This is a genomic window from Synechococcus sp. Cu2B8-bc1011 (genome assembly GCF_047302735.1).
GTDB lineage: Bacteria > Cyanobacteriota > Cyanobacteriia > PCC-6307 > Cyanobiaceae > Synechococcus_C.
The window spans coordinates 2173025-2190666 of sequence record NZ_CP138915.1 but is presented as its reverse complement, the minus strand read 5'-3'; the positions used below and the strand labels follow the sequence as shown (position 1 = coordinate 2190666).

The window sequence follows — 17642 nt, the reverse complement described above, 5'->3', positions numbered from 1 at the left end:
TTGTCATGTCAATAATCCGATACAACTCTCATTATGACGCCTGCGCCGGCCTGGGTGTGAGTGAGTATTTATTCCTAATGTCGTGTCTTGGCGACGTTTTGCTTCACAAAGGAGCGAGGTTTTTATTAAGCTATGTTGAGAAGAATTAAAATCTGTGCTGAGATCCATTGCGACAAAACCTTTTCTCTCGGATCTCGGGATTTTGATCCTTCGGGTCATCACTGGAACTCTCTTGATTCATCACGGTTACGAGAAGCTCGCCAATATTGAGAATTTTGCTGACGCATTTGTACGTCCACTCCATCTTCCCTTCCCAATACTTCTTTCCTATATCGCAGCCTTTTCTGAAGTCATCGGTAGTTGGCTTTTGATTACAGGTCTCCTCACACGCTTCGGTGCTCTCGCGATTATGGGAACAATCTCTGTCGCTATTTATCACGCAATTATTACTGCAGGTTTCAACATCTATTTGCTTGAGCTGCTAGGTCTTTATTTCGCATCGGCAGTTGCGGTCTTGGCCTTAGGTCCTGGTTTGTTTTCGATTGATGAATTGATTGTGCGTCGCTTCAGTCCAGAACTTGAACGTGGGCAATCCGGTGCCATTGACACAGTGGTCTCAGATGGTGTTGCTTAGTTCATTGAGTGCTTCAAGGAAGGGTGAATCCTGACTGAAGGTGTTTGACATCGAGCATGACCCAGCTCAACCAAATCACCACACCGATTACTCCTGATACCGCAGCAAATTTTCCTACGTTGCGAAGTAGTAGTTCGGCCACACTCATTTCGCGCAAGGTTCTGTCCCGTTCAGACCCCATCCTGCTTGATCAGTGTCACAGCCATGGCCATTTCACTGGATTCCCCCACAGTCAGCCTTCTGATTGTGGGATTTTCCTTTGCAGCTCTTCAAATCTGGTGGATCCGCTCTTTGCTGATTAGGAATTCAGTTCGTCAAAAAGCTCAGCCTTTGAGCTCTCAACAGTTTCGAAAGGATTTGGAACGAATATTCAAGAATGAATTCTGATGACTTCGCTAGGCTCCTCCCCATGATTGAAACCTTGCCATGTTTGGTTCGGTTGGATGGGGCGTTTTCAAATTCGCGAATTGAAGTCTGACCAGATTCCACTCGTGACGGATTGGTCTCGTCGTGAGGGATTTGCTCCAGGTCTTGGGGATCTTGAGATTTACCGACAGACTGATCGTCAGGGTTTGTGGATTGCTTGGCTCGATCAGGAGCCGATTGGTTGCATCGTTGGCGTTCGGTACAACCCTGATTACGGTTTTATTGGCCTTTATCTCGTGGTCCCCCATCAGCGTGGTCATGGGTATGGACAGCGGCTTTGGATGCATGCTCTCGACCACCTTGCTGATCTGACCTGCATCGGTTTAGAGGCAGCCCCTGCTCGAATCTTGGACTATGCGGGATGGGGGTTTGAATCGTCTTCGATGACCACCCGTTGGCGCTGCTTTAACCAAAGCAATTCAGAAGACTTGATGGGCGATCTTCCTCCCGGTTTGCAGGTGGTGAAGGGGAGCAGTGTTCCTTTAGAAGCTGTTCAGCTGTACGACGCCCAGAGGGAGCCAAGCCCAAGGCCCCACTTCCTTGCTGATTGGCTTGGACACCCATCTGGTGAGGTTCTTACCATTCTTGATGACAAGGGAAACTGCCATGGTTTCGGCCGCATTCGCCCCTGCCTTTTGCAAGATGGAGAAGGTTGGAGGATCGGTCCGCTCCTCGCCGATTCTCCTGGGATAGCCGCTTATCTCATCCAAAAGCTTCAAGAATGCCACCCAGGGGTGTTGTTAATTGATACCCCTGGATTGAATTCTGCTGCGAATGATCTAATGGCCACACTTGGTTTTAAGGCTGAGTCGGAAACCATGCGGATGTATCGAGGTGGTTTACCAAAAGTTGATTTAAGCGACGTGTTTGCGTTGGCCTGTTTGGAATTGGGTTGAGCGGTGAGCTAGTGCTGGGCTGCTCCCACAACCATGTGGGATTGAATTTCTTATTTCTTTGCCGCATAGACGACTGCTCCACCTGCAACGAGCGTCAGGGCTCCTGTTGTGAGCAAAAATCCAACCAACAGAGTGAAACCAATCAAGGAGCCCAGAAGCGACATCTTGATGCGTAGAAGCTTGGACTTCATCAGCATCACCATCAAAATCAAAATGGTGGCTTTAAGACCAGCAACCTTGCCTGCACTCAGCAGGTAAAACGGATTGAGAGGAAGCATTCCTGCGCCAACAAAATTTTTCCGATTCTGACGAGTTTGATCTCTCATCTGTGAGATTTTTGATCGAGCCCGCCACCGATCCCATTCGCCATTGATGATGGATGACATGTGTGGTCGTTTTGCACTCAAGGCAGATGCCCTTCAGCTTCCGGAGGCCATTCGGGAGCGAATGTCTGATGTGCATTTGTCGCGCTATGCGCCTCGGGAGCTCATTCGCCCTTCGGAACCTGTGTTGGGATTGCGTCAAGAGGAGGGCAAGACCGAGGCAGCTCTGATGCTGTGGGGCTTGATTCCCTCTTGGGCGAAAGACCCTTCTGCTGGCCCTAGACCCATCAACGCTCGCTCAGAAACGGTTGCAGAGAAGTCAAGTTTCAAAGCTGCTTGGCGTCATCGGCGATGTTTGATCCCAGCCACAGGATTTTTCGAGAAAAACTACTTTGTCTGCCGTCGAGATCAACGTTCCTTTTGGATCGCTGGGTTATGGGAACGCTGGCTTGGCTCAGATGGGAGTGAACTGGATACCTGCACGATTCTCACCACTGCGCCGAATGCTCTCATTCAGCCGCTCCATGATCGAATGCCTGTGTTGATTCCGGATGGTCTGGAAGAGGCCTGGCTAGCAAGAGCTGATGGGTATGAGCTTCGGGCCTTAGAGCCACTCCTCATGGGTTGGGATCCTCAAGGTTGGATGGTGGAACCGATTCAACGGGGAGGAAACGAACCCTTCCCAACGTCCATCCAGGGCTCACTATTTGAGATCACCTCTCCTTGAATCAACGAACGCTGATTCATTCCAAAGGTTGGTCGATCAGTCTCTGATCCGTTGCTCCCTGAGTCGTCGCACGCTGTTGCGGGTCATCATTCGATTGTCTTTGAGCGATCGCAGAGGGTCGTCTCGATTTGCTGCTCTTGGGTTCAAGCTGATGAGCAACATCACAGCAATCAAGCCCAGCAAGGTGAATCCAGACTTGAGCGGGGAACTCATTTTCAATCCTGGGCCGTCACTACATTCTGTTCGAGTGGTAGTAATTCATCGTCGTCATTCGCACGACTTCGGACAGGAGCATTGAATCCGCGTGCTCTTGGGTTTTTGACATCGAAAGGTCCCGGTGTCCCTTTGGGTACAGCGAGTCGGAGAGCAAAGGCTTGGGACCCTGGCTCCACATCTCCAATGGATCCAACCCGTGTTCGGTTTTGAAGCACCGGTTCACCGCTGCGATCGAGAATGCGTGCATAGACATCCGTATCGACCACAGCGCGTTTGCTTGGATTCTCCACTGTCCCGCTGAGGACGTAGCAGCTCGCTCCCTCAGGACTCGAGATGTTGTTGCGTGTATTCCCGAGAGCCTGTCCGGGTTGTGCCCCTGGATCATGAGCGTCGCAAGGAGCTAAGGCCACGTCACTCAACCTCAACTCAGCGGCCAGAACGGGGGTACTGATCAGCAACCAAGCTGCGATCAGTATGGAAACCAAGGAGCGCCAAAGCATGAGTTGGATAGTAATCAGATGTCACCATGCCGCAGGGAAGCCTTCCCTGAGACTTTTTTGTTGAAAGTGGAGGTCAGTGTTGTGGCCTTACCATTGGCGATCAGCGCTTTACGTGGGTCAAATTGCTCCGTAGGAGATATCTTCCATGGGTTGACTGTTCAGGGTCATCGTTGTGTTGTTGCGGTGAAAAGTGAAAGGAGAGGCCAGTTTCAGTTCAGTAGAAAGCGGTTTGATTTTGAAGGGATCATGATTTTACTTTGACATTTCAACGTCAAGTTTTTGTCGTTGAAATTGATTAGTTCAATGCTGCTTTGACTCTTATTTCGGCATTGCATCAATCGCTTAGTGTTTTGAATCCTGCGTGAAATCACATGTGGGATGTCAGGTTCTCCTTCGCTACCTTCAGTGCTTCTTCACAGGCCGATCGATCCTCGGAATCGATCTTGCCTTGGCTTCCGTTCAGCCTTGATTCCAGGAAGGCAATTTCGTCAATCCAATAGTCCTTGTTCTTGCTTGAATCGTTGGCCATTTGTAGTTCGCTTGCTATTTCCATAGTCTCTCTTCATGAGTTGTTATTGGCAATAGGCCACTTCTTGCAATTTGGACTTTTGATTACCAGAGTTGAAATTTAGTTGGATCTGTTGGTGATGAGGATAGCTTTTGGCTCAGAGCAACTGCGGCTAGAAGAGGTGCAACCACTCCTATGACAACTGATTTGGCAATGAGTTGTCGCAGTGGATTTTTTTTGGAATGGCCATAATCAAACCCTTGCAGAGCGCTTGTCATGGATTTTGTTTGTTGTTCTCAAATAATATCGAGTTGGATTTTGTTGCTCTTAAAATTGCCTGAAAGATTGATTGATAATCTGTGAAATGTGAAGCTCGGTCTTCTATATCATGCGCTCATTTTGTTTCTTTGTGTATGGATATGAGAGGTCAATTGAGGACAAGTTGAATGGCGCGTCGACTGCTGTCGATGGCCAACACGATGGCTAGTCCCCGCAGACAACGAACCAACACTGAAGAATCGAAAAGATCGAGGCGCCTTGCGGTCCATTGGGCGGTTAGTGCCGCCACGCTTCCCAGCGTGAGTCCCATCCAGGGAATACCCCGACCTTCGTGCAGAAATTGCAGCGACGCCGCACTCGCTGAGCACAGCACTGCCACTGTGCTGAGTCGAATGGCTCGATGAATCGGGACTGCGAAAGGCCCACTCATCAGTGGTACGAGCACAAGTCCTCCTCCGAGACCCAGCATGCCTGCCGTCCAGCCCGCGATGCAGCCCACACCAGCCAGCAGTGGAGCGGAGGTTTCGTCTGTGTCTGAGCAGGGTGGCTCGTTCATTTCTTTCTTTTCCATTTTTTCTGAATCGATATCTGTAACTGTTTCTGCATTTGGATCTGGCTCAGCCTCTGGCTGTTCGTTGATGGTGAAAGCCAGCAACACATACACAGCTGTCTGCATGGCGAGCAACATCCATCCAGCGGCAAGGCCACCGAGTCCTCCAAATAAAAGTGCTGATCCGAATCCTGCTAAGCCGATGGCGAAGGCTGAGCGTGCAGGCAAGCGTCCACTTTGAAGATGCACGATTGTCCCGGCTAAAGCGGTCGGGACAATCGCAAAGCTGCTGGTGGCAAGGGCTTGATGAGGAGGCAGGTTTAGCCAGAGCAGAACCGGCGCAAAAATCAGGCCGCCGCCGATTCCTAATAATCCAGCTAACCCCCCCGCAAAGAGGCCAAGGCCGATCAGGATCGGGATATCCCACCAGGGCACTAAGGCAACTGTTTGAGTGCGCTCTCAGCATGCTTTGAGCAGTGCCGCAATGGGGCTTTTGAGGGCAGATGGTTACTGATGTTGTTGGCCAACGAAGAAATATTCCACGTAGTTGCCTCTGTACCTATAAGAATGTTACAAAGGATCTCTGATAGGCAAGCAATGAACCCTGCGAAGCAGCATCGAAAGCTACATAAGCTTCTTTCCAAGGCAGAGATCTGTCTCACGCGCGACGAAGCGCAGAAAATTCTAAAGAAAGCTGCCAAAACACAGAAAAAACTGGAAAAAGGCCCTCAAGACGAAATCGATACGCAAATAAGTTTCTGACTATCGACTTATAAATGTTGGCTTAGCGTCTTTCCCTAGAGAGATAGAGAGTTAATCAATAGAGCAGCGTTGGAGTGTTTCCTGATTTGGTTTAATTTTGATTCTTGATGAGACTACTGGTTTAGAAGAGAGCCATTGCTTTGATTTTTGAAACTTTTTTGGGGTCCAATCCTTGTAGGTCGTTGGCTTCAATAAGCTCTCTTTTCATCATTTCTGCGAGAGAAAAGAGAATGGTGTCATGGTTGAATTCCATTCGACCTTCTAGTTCGAATCTCTCCGTACTGAGATAGTCATGGAGTGAACAAACTGATTCCAGCGTATTTAAAGATTGACTCTTGCTTTTGATGACACTGATTAAAACAGTCACGGCACGCTCGTTGCCTTTTTGGAAAGCTTTACGAGCGATTTCTGTTTCTGTGGAAGGCCAGTCAACTTGCGTCATGACTTGAATCAAAAGAGGTGGTGTTAGCCGGAGCTTCAGGCCGTCTGACTCAATGGGGATCGTTGACGTAAACGCGGAAGATCAAACCAGGGGGTGGACGGTGACAGGTGGTGTTCGCGATGATATCCAAAGTGATAGCAAGCTGCGAACGAGAGCAATGGATGAATCCTCAAGCTTCTCGGTGTCTGACGATTGGGATCCTTTTTGTTGAGATGGTGGGGAAACCAGGTGCCAACAAAAAAAAGTTGCAGAGCGCTGAGGATCAAAGGGAGGATGCAGAACACAGCAACGGATAAAACTGCTTGTTCATGCCTTGAAGGGATAAGGATGACGAGAGTCATCCAGTACGTCACCAGAATCGTGAGGGTTCTGGTATTCAAGTATCGGCTCATGAAGTCCCAAAACCAGCGCAATACGGAATGATTTGGATGGCCTTGGTAATCAGGATCGCTTTCTGTCTCTGCCTTTAAATGGTGAAGAATATGATTCCTTTTGCAGAGCCGATAATTGAGACCTGCATAAAGAAAGAGAGCAGTAGATCCGATACAATGATTGAGCTTGGGTCTTTTTGGTGCGAGGTTTTCATGCATGGCATCGTGGCCAATGATGAATAACCCCGTTTGAATAAAAGATCTCAACAAAACGAGTGCGATTAATGCTGCAAGCTTCAAAGACTCCAGATTTGTCGAAAGGCAACTCACAAGTGTGATGAACCAAATCGCTGTAATCATTGCTGCAAGTACTAAACCCAACTCATGCTGCTGAATTGTTTCAGCTTTTGCCAAGTTTCAGAAGTTCAGCTGGTGAGGCGAGGAGGTCGATAGCAACGAAATAGATCTTGTCGTTCTCATCGAGAAGGAAACGCCAGGCAACATTCATGCCAACTTCTCCTCCAAACCAAGGTGTTTGAACTTGTCCAGTCACTTTGATTTGGTTGAAACCGCCATCTGTGGGTTCGCCATAACCGCCCTTAGGCAAAAGCTTGAGATTCTGACAATCGCGCTTGAAGAATCTAAGAATAGCTTCTGTTCCGACGATGGGTCTTTGGAAGGGCGGTTGAAGAGCACCATCCGATAAGAACAATTGAATTAATTCATCAAAATCATTGGAATTAAGCAATTCCATATAGTCCAGAACCGTTTGATTCAATACACCAGGAATGAAAACTTTTTCGCGAGCTTCTGTAGGTGTTGGATCAACAATCGGTTCAGAAACAATGGCTGAATCGTCGCTGTCGGGGTCAAAACCCATGTCAACAACAAAGTTACGCAAGATACTGATTTGCTGCCCCTGCTCAACTTTCTTGACTGATTCAAGAACAGCGTTTGCATTGGCTGACAACGTATAGCCTGCAGGAATCGGTGCAACTTTTCCTTGACGCATTAGCTCGCCGAGTTCGTACCAGAACCCCAGCTTCACGTTGATCGACCAGAAGGCATAACGCTTTGATATGGGAGCATCAACTTTTCCTGCCAAGTCGCACATCACACGGCTTTGCTCGCTGAAGCTCATCCCCATAATTTCATTCAGGGTTGGCTGTGCGATCGCCATTCGTGCAGCGCCTGGAGCTGCAACAGTGATCGTGCGACCCATCTCTAAATAGGCAAACCAGATGAGTGCGAGTTGATCCTCTGCACTCAATAACTTGTAGCGGGCGGTAATCGCTGGAACGGCATCCGCAGTGCGTGTGTCGGGGAATATCTGAGCGGCCTTATCGATCGTGAACATGGAAGTTCCGTTCTTGAAGTTTTGTGAAGCGTAACACTCTGTGTCGAAGGTGGCGCGGTTTTGGCGTTGACCTGGTATGGGATTGCTGGTAAGTGTGCGAAGGGTGCCGTTCCGCAAAGGTGTGGGCAGAAGCCTTTGTATGACTGCAGGCTCGGCACGCTTACGGCATCGTTAAGCGCCTCAACGGCAAGCTTGCTGGTCCGGAACCGCCCGCTTTAGGGGGCACAAATTGAACCGCGATCAAGGAAAGATGGATACCTCCCCCCTCTTTCCCTCTCTCTCACGCTTTCTTTCTTACGGCAAAAGTCTTTGGATCAGATCGATTACAGCGAAGACCTTGACTCCAAGCAGGTCCTGAGTTATTTGGATTGGTATGGCTTCTGCAGACTCTCTGCCTCAAAATCCTCTGTTGTTGATCAGCGCATCTTGAGCTTCCAACTCTTGATGGATTTGTGTCACAGGAAAATGTTTTGAATCGATGTCACTGATATCGAGTAGCAGCACTTCTGCCCCTTGCTCATGCAGATCGCACAGCGATTCTGTTTTGTTCCGTTGCGATGACCTTCCACCCTTGACGTACAAGACGATGAGCTGTGGCCTGGCCATTCGGGGCTGATGTGGAAGAGTGCGGTAAGGCTGACAGCGATGTCATGAAACAGCTTCCAGGTCGCACGCGTCCTCGTTGGCAGCAACAACTCATTTCTGGTCTTGGTGTTGGCCTCGGTTTGGTGGTGATTGGGGTGTTGCTCCCCATCGTGTTGCCGATCCTTCTGATTTCAGGCTTGCTAGCTGCAGTTGCCCTGATCCCGATCCTGCGCCAACTGCGCCGTGAACTCGAGCTACTGGATCAGGTTCAGCAGAAATCGTCTGATCGCATCCCTATGGATGTGACTCCTTGGCAGCAAAAATTGTGGGACAGATTGAAAGCGACGCTGAATCAACGTTCATAGGGCGCTGTCATCATCTGCAGTTCGAATCACTGAGATCGTTCGAGATCCGAATTCATCAAGAGCTGCAGCCCAAGCCGCTGCGTGGTCTGAGGCAAACACGGTGATGGAGCCGACACTCTCACCGGTGATTTTGAAGAAAACGGTGAATCGCTGGGACATCGCTCTCCAGTCGATACCAAGTTCACTGTGGCATTTTGAGCACGATGGTCGCCTCAATCCAGTGCATTTTCGCTAAAGAAGGTACTGAAAAGTTCTAGTGGACAACATTTCCCATGCAGACCCCATCCCAAATGCGTTCGGTGACCCCAGGAGGGCCTGAGGGAGGGCTGGTCGCAATCCTTGGTCTCGTCTTAGCTGCTTTGCTTTTGCTTGCTCAGGCCTTGTTTGTTGTGCCAGCTGGTCAAGTTGCAGTTGTAACGACACTGGGCAAGGTCAGTGGTGCTCCTCGCCAGCCTGGATTAAATGCCAAGATCCCACTTGTTCAGCAGGTTTGGCCTTTCAGTATCCGTACGCAGGTACGGCCTGAAAACTTTGCGACTTTGACGAAGGATCTGCAGGTGATTGAGGCTACGGCCACCATCAAATATGCACTGAGAGCTGATCAAGCTGGTCGTGCTTACAGCACGATCGCCAGCAGTGATCGCGATGTCTATCCAAGAATTATTCAGCCTTCGTTGTTGAAAGCACTTAAGTCTGTTTTTTCTCAGTATGAACTGGTCACAATCGCCTCCGAATGGAATGATATTTCAACTCTCGTTGCTGAGACAGTTGCCGATGAGCTTGACCAATTTGACTATGTAAAAGTGCTAGGCTTAGATCTCACTGGTTTGGAAATCGCTGAAGAGTATCGGGCAGCAATTGAGCAGAAACAGATTGCTGAGCAGCAACTTCTCAGAGCTCAAACTGAGGTGAAAATTGCTGAGCAAGAGGCTTTACGCTACGACACCTTGAACCAAAGCCTTGATGATCGTGTTTTGTACAAACTATTTCTTGATAAGTGGGATGGGATGACCCAGGTCGTTCCTGGATTGCCAGGAACCAATGGTGGTGCCCCTTCGGTGATCGTTAGTTCTAAGAAATAAATGCTTTTTAAGAGCAAGCTCTCGTCCAGTCAGGTTTCATTGAATTGTCATCATGATTGTTTGAAATTTATTCTTGTCCGGAATTCTTATTTCTTCAATCGTTCAATCCTTTTGAGGACTGGTTATGGTGATCAAATCAAGATCAAATCGTTGTGAATTTTATTCATGCACGCAACTTGATCCTCGGGAATGACGTTTCTTGCTGTGGTGCCTGTCCTGATGAGGTGAGGGCGTGAATCATCGTGTTTTGAGGGGGCTATTTGTGGTGTTGTTCTTGGGTGTGCTCACTCACTGCGCATCCAAAACGCAAGTTCGTGTTCGCTATCGAGTCGTTCCACAACGTTCGCCAAAGGGCTTTCAGCTTCCCAAGCAGAGGCCCCCAGCCAGGGGACTGTTGCTGTGACAATCCAATCATTTTTTGAGCGGTTTTTTGATGCGAGGTCCAGGCTTCTTTGTTGGTCCACCATCCTTATTGAATTAAAGAGTATTGAGCTGTGTAACAGCAACCACACCGTTTCCACGAACGGGTGTTCAAGTCCACTAGAAGAACTATGACCTGTGTCGAGCGTCATCTATGCAGAATTCTTTTGGCAAGGATCTGGCACGTTCACTCGTGGTCATGCTCCTAGAGATGCAAGCTGAGATTCGCGAGTTTTCTTATCAAATGGATCTGGAAGAGCAGCGCAATCAAACGTCTCAGGCTCGGTCTGGATCAACAGGCAACCCTTTGAGTGTTAGAGCGAGTTGACGAGCAGCAAGCAACCCTGGATACAAAAGACTGGCTCGTTTCTTATTCCGAAAGAGCCCATTCAGTAATACCAAAAGAGGGTCGCTCGGTTTCAGCTCGCTGCAGAGAATAGAAATTGCTTCGCTTCCGTGCCAAATCTGATCTCCGTCTATTAATACGGCTCCCTCACTCAAATTGAATCCCCGTCGACGTAAGTCGTTTCGGAGACCATGTTCAAGCCTTCCATCTCGGATCAGGAGATCCGGAACCCCCCCCTTCAGTTCGCTTCGCAAGGCAAATGCTTTGCAGAAAGGACATCCACCGTCGTACACCAGTGTCTTCAGCAACCCCTCCAACCGTTCGTTCGGTAAGTTGATGTGATTGACAATAATTTAGATGGCAGACAAAGAGCTACTCAAAGAAGTTGGAATGGAGTTATGGGGTTCTGTCAAGAAGCTCCGCCCAGGTTTGCCTCGCGAATCTCGATTGGAGCTCACCCTCAAGGCTCTGATGGTGATTGGCGATCTGTCCGATCAGGTTCAGGCTGCGGTTGTTGTGGGTCTCATTGCTGAGCAAGAACCGCCTGAGAATGAACCAGAGGGTCAAGATGTCACAACCAGTGCTGACAGCGAGCCTGATGTGGAGCAGACACCTGATGGTCGCCGAGTGGTGCGTCGTCGATCACGTGCTGCTGGTTGATCATGAAGGGATGGTCGATCATCTGTGTTGATCGAGTCCCTTCGTCCTGATCCAATGGATGGCAGACCGCATTTCTGGGCTGCCTTCGAGGTCATTGAACGGCATTAACTCAGCAAAGTCTGGCCTCGGCTGTGAATGGTGCGTGCGTACTCCGTCCAAGTGCCTTGGCCCCAGTAACGAAAGCAGCTTGTCTCCAGTAAAAGCAGATGCAGTAATGCTTGTTGATACCTCTCGCTTGTCGTGAACGATGGATCCTCTGCCGTTTGCTGGTCGAAATGTTGATGAAAGGCTGCGCTGAATTGGTTCATTGGTTCCAAAACGTTGTCGTACCCCTCAACCCAACTCAGGTTGTTGGTCCAAGAGGCTCCCTCCATTGAGAATCCACTGTTACTGGCTTTGAGGTCATCGATTGCTGCGTCGACGGTTTCACGATTCGAACAGCTGCCTACCTGCTTCCAGAGCCGGTGTTGATGGACAGCTTGCACTGCAGGGAAATCGGAAGCTTTCACCCCTTCCTGCTCGAGAAGCTCGAGCCATTCGCTGCCGTTGATCGCCACCGTTTGGGCTTGTCCGCTGTCTTCCTGTGAGTTCTGATGCATCGCTTTGCGGTGTGCTTGCAGAAACGCCTCCGGGAATTCATTCATCATGACCCCCCCGTTTTCTCCATCAGCAATTTGCGTTACTACGGAAGGAATGTTTCTGCTTCCCAGCGGTTGTTGTCCAAGGGTGAGCGCTTCGTAATAGGGCTGCATTTGACCCACCAGTTTCGTGTCGGATCCCTGTGTCTTGATTAACACCGTGATCCGTGTAACCTCTCCTGTTGAGCTGCGTGCGACCAGTTGGTTGGGGAGGTACCTCTGTGACTGGGAAAGAGGTGAACCATCCAGGTTTTCGACGCTGTGTTCTTGAACCATCATCCAGTTGTAACCACAGTCATTGAGTGCCTGGATGAAGGCATGAAGGGTATCTGGGTGGTTGGGTAGATGCATTTCGGGAGGTGAAAACCCTTTCACCCTCTGGAGTGCTTCTTCCCCGAATAGATCAACGAATTGGTGTTGCCAGGCACTGATCTGAAGTTTGAGATCGGGAATGGGTGTGGATGGCGCGACCGCATGGCTCCAGAACGTACCCAGCCATTCGACATGGCGTTGCATGGTCGGATCACAGGCGAGATAGCGCAGTGAGCCTGTGATGTCTTCACGACCCATCTGGTGAACTCCCCAGAGAAGGTTGCCGGAATAATCGAGCATGATTCGCGGATTGCATCCTTCGCTGATCAGCTGAGGAATGAGATCAGCCATGCGTCGATAGCACTGCGCGAAGGGCTCCGCGTTGTGGTTGTCGCCTTCCCCCTGGTTTTCAACCATGTATTGCAAATGGGAGACCAGTTCTCCGCTTTTGCCGGCAGGGATCGTGGGCTGATGCATGTGCAGGGCACAGGCGAACGCTGAGCTGATCCCCTCAAGCCTCAGATTTGTGTGTTGTATCCAGATAGGCTTGCGATTCTGCAAAAGGGAATGCAAATCGGTTTCTCGGCCAGCAATCGCTGGAGATGGGTGATGGGTCATGCCTTGATTCGTACTCCATCGACCCTTGCCCGTCATGTCATGACCGCTTCAGTTGGTCATTCCGGTTGTTCTTGTGCTTGCGTCGACTCTCGTCGTGGTTCCCTTTCGTGATTCACTAGCGGAGAAAAAGGACATGGGACATCTGATTTGAGCTCTCTCCAGTCCTTTTTGGTGCACTTGCAAAGGGATTCTCGTTTGCAAAGCCGCGTTCAGTCGGCAATGACAGCTGCTGAGGTTGCAATGATCGCTCAGGAGCTAGGCTATCCCGTGTCTGGTAGCGAGCTGCTGTTGCTATCCGGTAAGTCTTTAAAAGGGATGAGGGTTCATCGTGTCGATCATCCTGGTGAATATCCACACCGTTACTGAGTGAAGCTTCTGAGTACAAACACTGATGTATCTGGGAGATTGCATGCGCCATAACGAAAGAGCCCAATTGGAAGGGTTCAGATCAAGCTCAATGAATGCGTCTCGTGGGCCGTGGCCGGGGGGTCACGGCCTTTTTATTGGTCTTTTGCATGCATGCCCAACGAGTTCTATTCGTCGCTTGTATTTCCTTTGAATGTGATGAAATCTTGAAAAATCGCGTTTATTTGTGTCTATCACCACATCAATCATCCGTGATCCCGAAGACTTCTGATCAATGTGGGTGGTTTGTACCGTGTTTTGCAGGTTGGGTGCATAAGTTGTGTACATACGAATCGTCATTGATGTACAGAATTCAAGAGCTGGGCTCCTCCGGCTGGACGGATCATGGATCCAGAGCCACTGAAATCGAGGCTTTTGGAGCTGCTCATGCCCTCAGCCAACAGGAGGGACAATCTGCGAGAGTCCTCAACCCTTTGGATGAGATGGTTTGCATCATGAATCGCTCTGGCTCGACCGCGATTCAGACTGATCACGAAATGGTGGCTTAACCGATGGCTTATTTCAGTCACTACAAACATTTCACGATTCGCTACAAGATGTCTGATGGCAGCAAACAAGAGGCTTGTTTCTACGCGTCCGACGCTTGGGAGGCTCGCATCCTTGCCATGGAGTTTTACGAGCACATTCGGCGATGGCCCAACAGTATTGACCTCATCCATGAGGTTGGGTGCCGCTTCTGAAGATCAGCTGTCGAATCTTCCATTAAGTCAAGAAATGGCAAGGATCGGAGTCAGAGGCATGAACTGGCTCCAAAATTGCTTTTATGACTTTGACTCACTGTCCTCTCTGTATTGGCTTGGCGTTGCTGTCAGCGATTCGATTCACGGCTCATCTCGTGATGATTGCTCAGCTAGAGCGTCGAACTGCAGAGAAGTCTGAGCATCCAGCCAGCGTGCTTGGAACCGTCTTTCAGCTTTGATCTGGTGAGGGACGTCCAATCCCTTGAGCAGTCGCCTCAAAATGTCTCAAGGTTTTTGGGAGGGACCGGATGTGGACGGGGGTCTGTAAGGCAAACGGGCAATTGATAAGCGCTGAATCTTGCTTGACAGGTGGTCATAGGTCACTGTGAGCTCGAATCATTTGAAGAAGCTTTTTCTGAGAGCCTGATTTTTATGGTGTATCAGTCGTCAATATGTTTTCGTCAATCTGGTGAAAATGCCTTTTCGTCTCAATCGAATCAGGGGGCACTGGTGTTAAATCTTGAGACCAAAGCAACACATTAGGAGTCCTTCAAAAAGAAGAACTTGAAATTGGTTAAATCACTTATTTGCTATGACCCAGGCAGTGGCAACGCGTTGCTTCAGATAGAGATCTGCAAGATGTCTGGCTAGTGCTTGGAGTTCAGCCAAATCAGTCGTCGAGTCAATTTGTCTCTTGATTGATTCTGTTTCGAATTGCTGAGCAAGAGTGGCTTGCATGAATTTTCCTGTAGAGAGAGCCAGCCTAAAAACTCTTGATGAGGAATGGGGGCCACGGTTGGGCCGCCGTTGCGCCAGGATGTAACGAAGTTGTTACAAATCCCATGACCGTCGGCGAACTTGTGCTCGAAACCCTCTCTACGGGGGTCATTACGGAAGATGAGGTCACATGGCTGACAAATCACCTCCAGACCTTCTCACGGCCTGAAGAAGCAGCTGCTATTCGTTTAGGCCGTCTCATGGACGAGGGTCAGGTCAATCTTGGTTGTCGTGTCTCAGAACGCTGGCTGCATCATCGTGAGGTGCTGGTCGATTGGATTGAACCTCTTGGTCGCCATCGTTGATCATGGTTGAGAGGTGTGACAACTGCACCTCTACGCATGGCGAGATTGTTTGATATGAATTGAAGCTGATTATTCAAATTTTCGCCTAAAGGCTAAGTCTAGAATCTGTTTCACTGGATCTCTGTTTGAGTCTCTTTGTTTCGATCATTGATTAGTCCGAAAAATTTTTGTGATTGACTATTCCTTCAAAGTATTATGCTGTTAACCCTTTCTGCTGAATTTTTTTGGAAATTTAATCATGCATTTTCGGTTAAGCGAGGTTTGGTCTTTTTTTTAGTCTTTTGAAGTCATTGCTTGGGTTCAGAGTAAAGATGATGCTCAATCCAGGGGATGATTGCCCCATCTTTGGTTAGGCATTTTTGCTTATTTCTTGAAATCATAGAATAATTTTAGTCGTCAAAGCTTGACTTGAGATAATTTTATTTCTAATGTTTGTAGGGTTGTGGGAAGAATATGCTCAAAAAATTGCGCTCAGTTAACAGAATCGAATTATTGGTAGGAATCGGTTTCTCCTTAATAGGCTTTTATCTTGGCTCAACTTTGATCGGAACTCAATTCCATAGTGAAATACAGTTGGATTCACCCCAGCGGGAAGTGACTCAATCCGAGTCAAAACCTTATTTGGAAGAATCATTCCTTGATCGTGAAACTCATAATAGTGTCGAAAAGTCACAAGCAGCTGATGTTAAACCGCTGCAAGATAAAGATCTACCAGCCACTCCTTCCTCTCCCGTAAATGAATTTACAAGTTTGTCTCAGGAAGAGAAGAATTGCGTTATCTGGAAGAATGCATACCCTGAAGCTGCTTATAAGCTCAAGCAAGGGGATGCATGTTACTGACCCCAAGGATTTGGGGTCACGTCTGTTTGCTACTGAGATTGCTGATGCGCTAACCGTTTTGTTGGAGTGGAAGCCGGTTCAGAGAAGTGGACTGCCACACAACTGTTAGCTCACTCGCTGCTCCTGAGTTCTTAGCACTTCATAGGCTTTCCACAATCCATCAACCTCTGAACAAGTGAATTCCTTGTCACAGACTCGGTATTTCCCATTCCCAACGGCATCGATTGTTGAACCTTTGGATGTTGCGCAAATTCTGCTGAGAAAGGCCACTGGATTGACTCAGTTACTCATGGTCTAAGTCAACATCGGACCATTGCGCTCCTTTTTCTCTTGTTCCTTTTCAGATCGAAATAGATTTTTGTAGAGAATAAAAATCTGGTTCGTTGTCTGGTCTCATAACGTCGATGAGTTGATGTTTAGCAACATAGATTAGAATTTTCCTTTAAGAATTTATGAAGTGAGTCTGAGTTTGATCATTTTATTGGACATTTCCTGACCCAGCTTCATTGGTGTTTGTGATGCGAATCCTCACACCTCAGCACATTGCTACTTAATATGGAAAAAACTGGTTTTCAATGAAAGCAATTTTCAACGGTAGTGTTCTTGCTGAAAGCGACGATATCGTTTATGTCGATGGAAATCCTTATTTTCCCCGTGAATCAATGCAAGTTCAATACTTTCGCGACTCTCGGCACACGACGGTGTGTGGTTGGAAGGGTAAGGCTCGCTACTGGGATTTGATTGTTGATGAGCAAATTCTGACGAATGTGGCTTGGAGCTATGAGACTCCAAAGCCTGATGCCGAAGCGATACGTTATCGATTTGCTTTTTTATCCGGAAAGGGTGTAGACGTTTCTTGATTCAATGGAAGTAAATTGCTTTCAATCTATTTCAACTCAGGGTTCTTTCTGATTGTATTATTACTTTGTTGGCTGATAATGCGACTTTATGAAAAATGAATCAGGTGAGGCTCTTCGGCCGAATGCAATGCCAGATGAAGACGATCCTATCTATCGCATTGTTCGTGATGATCTTCAGGAAGATTCGATCACTCAGTTAAGGTTTACTTGCTACGACGATGCCTATGATGAGCTAGAGAGCTTTTATGGGGATTTATGCTGCTCCGATGAGCGAGTTGAATACTCAATTGTAATGACTTAACTCTTTGCTTGAGTTGTGGGTTATTTAGGATGTTGGTTCTTCAAGTCAGAAACTTATTGCGTTCCCCTAAATGAGCTGAATCCATCTTTAGTATCAGTAACAGAGGTGAGAAGATGCTGTTTGCTCTTTCCTCACTGCATACATCGTATGAGTCGTTGATCTGCTTCTTCTTTTTGCTTGATCTTCCTTGTGACTGCTTTACATAATTTAGTCACAATCTTGAGTGAATCGATACTCGTGCTCTGCTTGAGTGTGTTGTCACTATGATCTACACATCACATCTCCATGTGGTGCAAAAGGCCGGGTGATGGGGATTGCTTGGTTAGAGGCCGCTCTTGCGATGAGCGGTTTTTTGTCTGCGATGGACGTGGTTTATTAGGATTCTTTGATAAGTCTGTTTTTTTATGCCTCGGTAGGCTTACGTCCTTTCGTCGAA

General features: G+C 48.4%; 26 protein-coding genes. 15 read left to right on the top strand and 11 right to left on the bottom strand.

Annotation, left to right across the window (positions count from 1 at the left end):
- The first annotated feature begins 154 nt into the window (after positions 1–154).
- The 3 genes from SIC18_RS11405 to SIC18_RS11395 all read left to right on the top strand — a co-directional run bounded on the left by SIC18_RS11405 (position 155) and on the right by SIC18_RS11395 (position 1956).
- Entirely contained in the window at positions 155–634 is a 480-nt protein-coding gene (locus SIC18_RS11405) for a DoxX family protein (RefSeq protein ID WP_048346779.1), read from the top strand.
- 56 nt (positions 635–690) lie between these two features.
- A complete protein-coding gene (locus SIC18_RS11400) occupies positions 691–936 on the top strand; it encodes a hypothetical protein (RefSeq protein WP_413429675.1) in 246 nt (81 codons plus the stop codon).
- A gap of 141 nt (positions 937–1077) precedes the next feature.
- The gene (locus tag SIC18_RS11395) at positions 1078–1956 is read left to right on the top strand and encodes a GNAT family N-acetyltransferase (RefSeq protein ID WP_048346777.1); all 879 of its coding nucleotides are present in this window, start codon (positions 1078–1080) and stop codon (positions 1954–1956) included.
- Between the two features lie 50 nt (positions 1957–2006).
- On the opposite strand, the gene SIC18_RS11390 is transcribed toward SIC18_RS11395, so the two are convergent.
- Positions 2007–2234, bottom strand: coding sequence for a hypothetical protein (locus SIC18_RS11390; protein WP_048348224.1), 228 nt, complete (start codon positions 2232–2234; stop codon positions 2007–2009).
- A 106-nt stretch (positions 2235–2340) separates the two neighbouring features.
- Between SIC18_RS11390 and SIC18_RS11385 the strand changes: the two genes are divergently transcribed.
- Positions 2341–3006, top strand: a complete 666-nt coding sequence (locus SIC18_RS11385; RefSeq protein ID WP_413430545.1) for an SOS response-associated peptidase — start codon at positions 2341–2343, stop codon at positions 3004–3006.
- Positions 3007–3042: 36 nt separating this feature from the next.
- On the opposite strand, the gene SIC18_RS11380 is transcribed toward SIC18_RS11385, so the two are convergent.
- The 3 genes from SIC18_RS11380 to SIC18_RS11370 form a co-directional block, all read right to left on the bottom strand.
- Positions 3043–3219, bottom strand: a complete 177-nt coding sequence (locus SIC18_RS11380; protein ID WP_157028583.1) for a hypothetical protein — start codon at positions 3217–3219, stop codon at positions 3043–3045.
- Between the two features lie 2 nt (positions 3220–3221).
- The gene (locus SIC18_RS11375; protein WP_413429673.1) at positions 3222–3722 is read right to left on the bottom strand and encodes a hypothetical protein; all 501 of its coding nucleotides are present in this window, start codon (positions 3720–3722) and stop codon (positions 3222–3224) included.
- A gap of 935 nt (positions 3723–4657) precedes the next feature.
- Positions 4658–5494 (bottom strand): sulfite exporter TauE/SafE family protein, encoded by an 837-nt coding sequence (locus tag SIC18_RS11370; protein ID WP_048346772.1) that lies wholly within the window; start codon positions 5492–5494, stop codon positions 4658–4660.
- Between the two features lie 84 nt (positions 5495–5578).
- Here SIC18_RS11370 and SIC18_RS11365 point away from each other — a divergent pair, with 84 nt between their 5' ends.
- Positions 5579–5821: a hypothetical protein gene (locus SIC18_RS11365; RefSeq protein ID WP_157028582.1), complete on the top strand. Its 243-nt coding sequence runs from the start codon at positions 5579–5581 to the stop codon at positions 5819–5821.
- Between the two features lie 121 nt (positions 5822–5942).
- On the opposite strand, the gene SIC18_RS11360 is transcribed toward SIC18_RS11365, so the two are convergent.
- The 4 genes from SIC18_RS11360 to SIC18_RS11345 form a co-directional block, all read right to left on the bottom strand.
- Positions 5943–6263, bottom strand: a complete 321-nt coding sequence (locus SIC18_RS11360) for a hypothetical protein (protein ID WP_413429672.1) — start codon at positions 6261–6263, stop codon at positions 5943–5945.
- 35 nt (positions 6264–6298) lie between these two features.
- Positions 6299–6994, bottom strand: a complete 696-nt coding sequence (locus SIC18_RS11355; protein WP_048348223.1) for a fatty acid desaturase — start codon at positions 6992–6994, stop codon at positions 6299–6301.
- Positions 6995–7034: 40 nt separating this feature from the next.
- Positions 7035–7991, bottom strand: coding sequence for an orange carotenoid protein N-terminal domain-containing protein (locus tag SIC18_RS11350; RefSeq protein ID WP_048346769.1), 957 nt, complete (start codon positions 7989–7991; stop codon positions 7035–7037).
- 396 nt (positions 7992–8387) lie between these two features.
- Positions 8388–8573 (bottom strand): hypothetical protein, encoded by a 186-nt coding sequence (locus SIC18_RS11345; RefSeq protein WP_048346768.1) that lies wholly within the window; start codon positions 8571–8573, stop codon positions 8388–8390.
- An 11-nt stretch (positions 8574–8584) separates the two neighbouring features.
- Between SIC18_RS11345 and SIC18_RS11340 the strand changes: the two genes are divergently transcribed.
- The gene (locus SIC18_RS11340) at positions 8585–8941 is read left to right on the top strand and encodes a hypothetical protein (RefSeq protein ID WP_413429671.1); all 357 of its coding nucleotides are present in this window, start codon (positions 8585–8587) and stop codon (positions 8939–8941) included.
- Here SIC18_RS11340 and SIC18_RS11335 read toward each other — a convergent pair.
- On the bottom strand, positions 8936–9100 hold the full coding sequence (locus tag SIC18_RS11335; RefSeq protein WP_157028581.1) for a hypothetical protein: 165 nt from the start codon (positions 9098–9100) through the stop codon (positions 8936–8938). The genes SIC18_RS11340 and SIC18_RS11335 overlap by 6 nt on opposite strands.
- A gap of 113 nt (positions 9101–9213) precedes the next feature.
- On the opposite strand from SIC18_RS11335, the gene SIC18_RS11330 reads away from it, so the two are divergent.
- Both SIC18_RS11330 and SIC18_RS11325 read left to right on the top strand, forming a co-directional pair.
- Positions 9214–10023 (top strand): prohibitin family protein, encoded by an 810-nt coding sequence (locus SIC18_RS11330; RefSeq protein WP_245407340.1) that lies wholly within the window; start codon positions 9214–9216, stop codon positions 10021–10023.
- 232 nt (positions 10024–10255) lie between these two features.
- Positions 10256–10426 (top strand): hypothetical protein, encoded by a 171-nt coding sequence (locus SIC18_RS11325; RefSeq protein ID WP_245407339.1) that lies wholly within the window; start codon positions 10256–10258, stop codon positions 10424–10426.
- A 293-nt stretch (positions 10427–10719) separates the two neighbouring features.
- Here SIC18_RS11325 and SIC18_RS11320 read toward each other — a convergent pair whose 3' ends face one another.
- On the bottom strand, positions 10720–11097 hold the full coding sequence (locus tag SIC18_RS11320) for a hypothetical protein (protein ID WP_048348220.1): 378 nt from the start codon (positions 11095–11097) through the stop codon (positions 10720–10722).
- A gap of 49 nt (positions 11098–11146) precedes the next feature.
- On the opposite strand from SIC18_RS11320, the gene SIC18_RS11315 reads away from it, so the two are divergent.
- The gene (locus SIC18_RS11315; protein WP_250395839.1) at positions 11147–11449 is read left to right on the top strand and encodes a TIGR03894 family protein; all 303 of its coding nucleotides are present in this window, start codon (positions 11147–11149) and stop codon (positions 11447–11449) included.
- Positions 11450–11553: 104 nt separating this feature from the next.
- On the opposite strand, the gene SIC18_RS11310 is transcribed toward SIC18_RS11315, so the two are convergent.
- Positions 11554–13017 carry a glycosyl hydrolase family 57 gene (locus SIC18_RS11310; RefSeq protein WP_413430543.1) on the bottom strand — a complete coding sequence of 488 codons (1464 nt, stop codon included), beginning with the start codon at positions 13015–13017 and terminating at the stop codon, positions 11554–11556.
- A 171-nt stretch (positions 13018–13188) separates the two neighbouring features.
- Here SIC18_RS11310 and SIC18_RS11305 point away from each other — a divergent pair, with 171 nt between their 5' ends.
- The 6 genes from SIC18_RS11305 to SIC18_RS11280 all read left to right on the top strand — a co-directional run bounded on the left by SIC18_RS11305 (position 13189) and on the right by SIC18_RS11280 (position 16905).
- Positions 13189–13383, top strand: a complete 195-nt coding sequence (locus tag SIC18_RS11305) for a Nif11-like leader peptide family natural product precursor (RefSeq protein WP_245407364.1) — start codon at positions 13189–13191, stop codon at positions 13381–13383.
- 551 nt (positions 13384–13934) lie between these two features.
- Entirely contained in the window at positions 13935–14123 is a 189-nt protein-coding gene (locus SIC18_RS11300; protein WP_006853144.1) for a hypothetical protein, read from the top strand.
- An 83-nt stretch (positions 14124–14206) separates the two neighbouring features.
- Positions 14207–14362, top strand: a complete 156-nt coding sequence (locus tag SIC18_RS11295) for a hypothetical protein (protein WP_413429668.1) — start codon at positions 14207–14209, stop codon at positions 14360–14362.
- A gap of 603 nt (positions 14363–14965) precedes the next feature.
- A complete protein-coding gene (locus tag SIC18_RS11290; protein WP_048346763.1) occupies positions 14966–15205 on the top strand; it encodes a hypothetical protein in 240 nt (79 codons plus the stop codon).
- A gap of 453 nt (positions 15206–15658) precedes the next feature.
- On the top strand, positions 15659–16045 hold the full coding sequence (locus SIC18_RS11285; RefSeq protein ID WP_048346762.1) for a hypothetical protein: 387 nt from the start codon (positions 15659–15661) through the stop codon (positions 16043–16045).
- A gap of 575 nt (positions 16046–16620) precedes the next feature.
- Positions 16621–16905, top strand: coding sequence for a DUF427 domain-containing protein (locus SIC18_RS11280; protein ID WP_048346761.1), 285 nt, complete (start codon positions 16621–16623; stop codon positions 16903–16905).
- Positions 16906–17642: the final 737 nt, after the last annotated feature.